A 1,975-nucleotide genomic window follows, 5' to 3' on the forward strand; every position below is an offset into this window, starting at 1 on the left:
TGACCGCCGACCACGACGGGGAACCGATCACCCTGACCGCGGACTTCCTGTTCAGCTGCTCGGGCTACTACCGCTACGACGAGGGCTACACCCCGGATTTCCCGGGCACGGAACGTTTTTCGGGACCGATCATCCATCCGCAGCACTGGCCGGAATCGGTCGACGTGGCGGGCAAACGGGTCGTCCTCATCGGCTCGGGCGCCACCGCGATCACCCTCGGTCCCGCGCTGGTCGAGCAGGGCGCGCACGTGACCATGCTGCAACGCTCCCCGTCCTACATCATCTCGATGCCCGCCCGCGACGGCCTGGCCGACCGCGCCCGTAAACTCCTGCCCACCCACGCCGCGTACGCGGTGGCCCGCGCCAAGAACGTCGCCCTCAGCACCGCGATGTATCAACTGTCGCAACGCTATCCGACGCGCATGCGGGGGTGGATCCGCGGCTGGCAGCAGCGCTGGCTCCCCGAGGGTTTCGACATCGACACCCACTTCAACCCCAGCTACAAGCCGTGGGACCAGCGGCTGTGCCTGTCACCCAACGGCGACTTCTTCCGGGCCATCCGCCAGGGCAAGCTGGACTTGGTCACCGACCGCATCGCCACCTTCACCGAATCCGGTCTGCGCCTCGAATCCGGCCGCGACCTCGACGCCGATATGGTCATCACCGCCACCGGCCTCAATCTGATCCCCTTCGGCGGCATCGCCCTCGCCGTGGACGGCCACGACATCAACCTCCCCGACACCATGGCCTACAAGGCGATGATGCTCTCCGGCATCCCCAACTTCGCCTTCATCATCGGCTACACCAACGCCTCCTGGACCCTGAAAGCGGACCTGGTGTGCGAATACGTCGTCCGCCTGCTGCGCCACATGGACGCCGAGGGCTACACCAAGGCCACCCCGGTCCGCGACCCCTCCATCGGCCCGGCCCCCTTCCTCGATTTCGAGCCCGGCTACGTGCTCCGCTCCCTCGACGTCCTCCCCAAACAGGGCACCCGAGCCCCCTGGAAGCTCCACATGAACTACCTCCGCGACCTGCCCGCCCTCCGCTACGGCAAGATCACCGACCCCGCCATCCACTTCGAGCGCGCCTAGTGTCGTGTGGGGTCACCGGGGTTTCACCGGTGCCGCGATCTCGGTGAATCCGCGACGCACTGCGTGGTCATAAGCCGTGCGGCCCTTGGCATCACGAATCGAGACGTTCGCGCCATTGTCCACCAGCACCCGGACGATGTCGCGGTACACCGCGCTGCCATTGCCGTAGTAGACGGCTTCGAGGAGCGCGGTCCAGCCCAGATCGTTGACGTGATCGATGTCGATATCGGTCTGCCGCAACACCTCTCGCACGTAATCGAGATGCCCCTTCTCCGCGGCCGGGATCAGCGCGTTGCCGCCGAACCGATTCCGCAATGTCAGATCCGGCTGCGCGGGTAGCAGCAACTCCATCATGGGGACGCTGCCGGTGACCCCGGTATTCACCCAGGGGCTCTCCCCGCGATCATCTTTCGCGTCCGGATCCGCCGCGAATTCCATCAGCACCTTGGCCACCGGCACATTGTCATCCAGCACGGCGATCATCAAGGGAGTCCGCCCCGACCCATCGCGAGTCTCGACCTGCGCCTTCTGATTCAACGCGGCCCGAACCCCGTCCGCGTCCCCGTCCTTCGCCGCCTCGAGCAACGCCTTGTTCGCCTGCTCCACCGGCACATCGACCGGCCCCGAACCACTGTTGTCCGACATCATCACCGATCCGTTCTGCGTCTGCTGACTCGTCTCCGCGCCATCTTTCGCCCCCGGCTCAGCCGAGCACGCGGCCACGACCACCGCCCCGGCCACCACCGCCACCCCGACCCGGACTCCCCGAGCACGCCACCACAAGGTCCCCATCACCGCTGCTCCATCCGTCGACCGAATCGCCTTCCCCCCCCCAGCGCCCCCCCCCCCCCCCCCCCCCCCCCGGGGGGCCCCGGCCCCGG

At 67.4% G+C, this 1,975-nt stretch carries 2 protein-coding genes; one reads left to right on the forward strand and one right to left on the reverse strand.

From position 1 onward, the window contains the following. Positions 1-1,094: flavin-containing monooxygenase (locus tag ACIRS4_RS36210; protein WP_404204206.1), on the forward strand; the 1,094-nt coding region annotated here is incomplete at its 5' end. A 12-nt stretch (positions 1,095-1,106) separates the two neighbouring features. Here the strand turns inward: ACIRS4_RS36210 and ACIRS4_RS36215 are convergent. Continuing rightward, positions 1,107-1,700: an ankyrin repeat domain-containing protein gene (locus ACIRS4_RS36215; protein WP_404204210.1), complete on the reverse strand. Its 594-nt coding sequence runs from the start codon at positions 1,698-1,700 to the stop codon at positions 1,107-1,109. Positions 1,701-1,975: the final 275 nt, after the last annotated feature.

The sequence above is a fragment of the Streptomyces sp. NPDC101166 genome, from assembly GCF_044768125.1.
GTDB lineage: Bacteria > Actinomycetota > Actinomycetes > Streptomycetales > Streptomycetaceae > Streptomyces.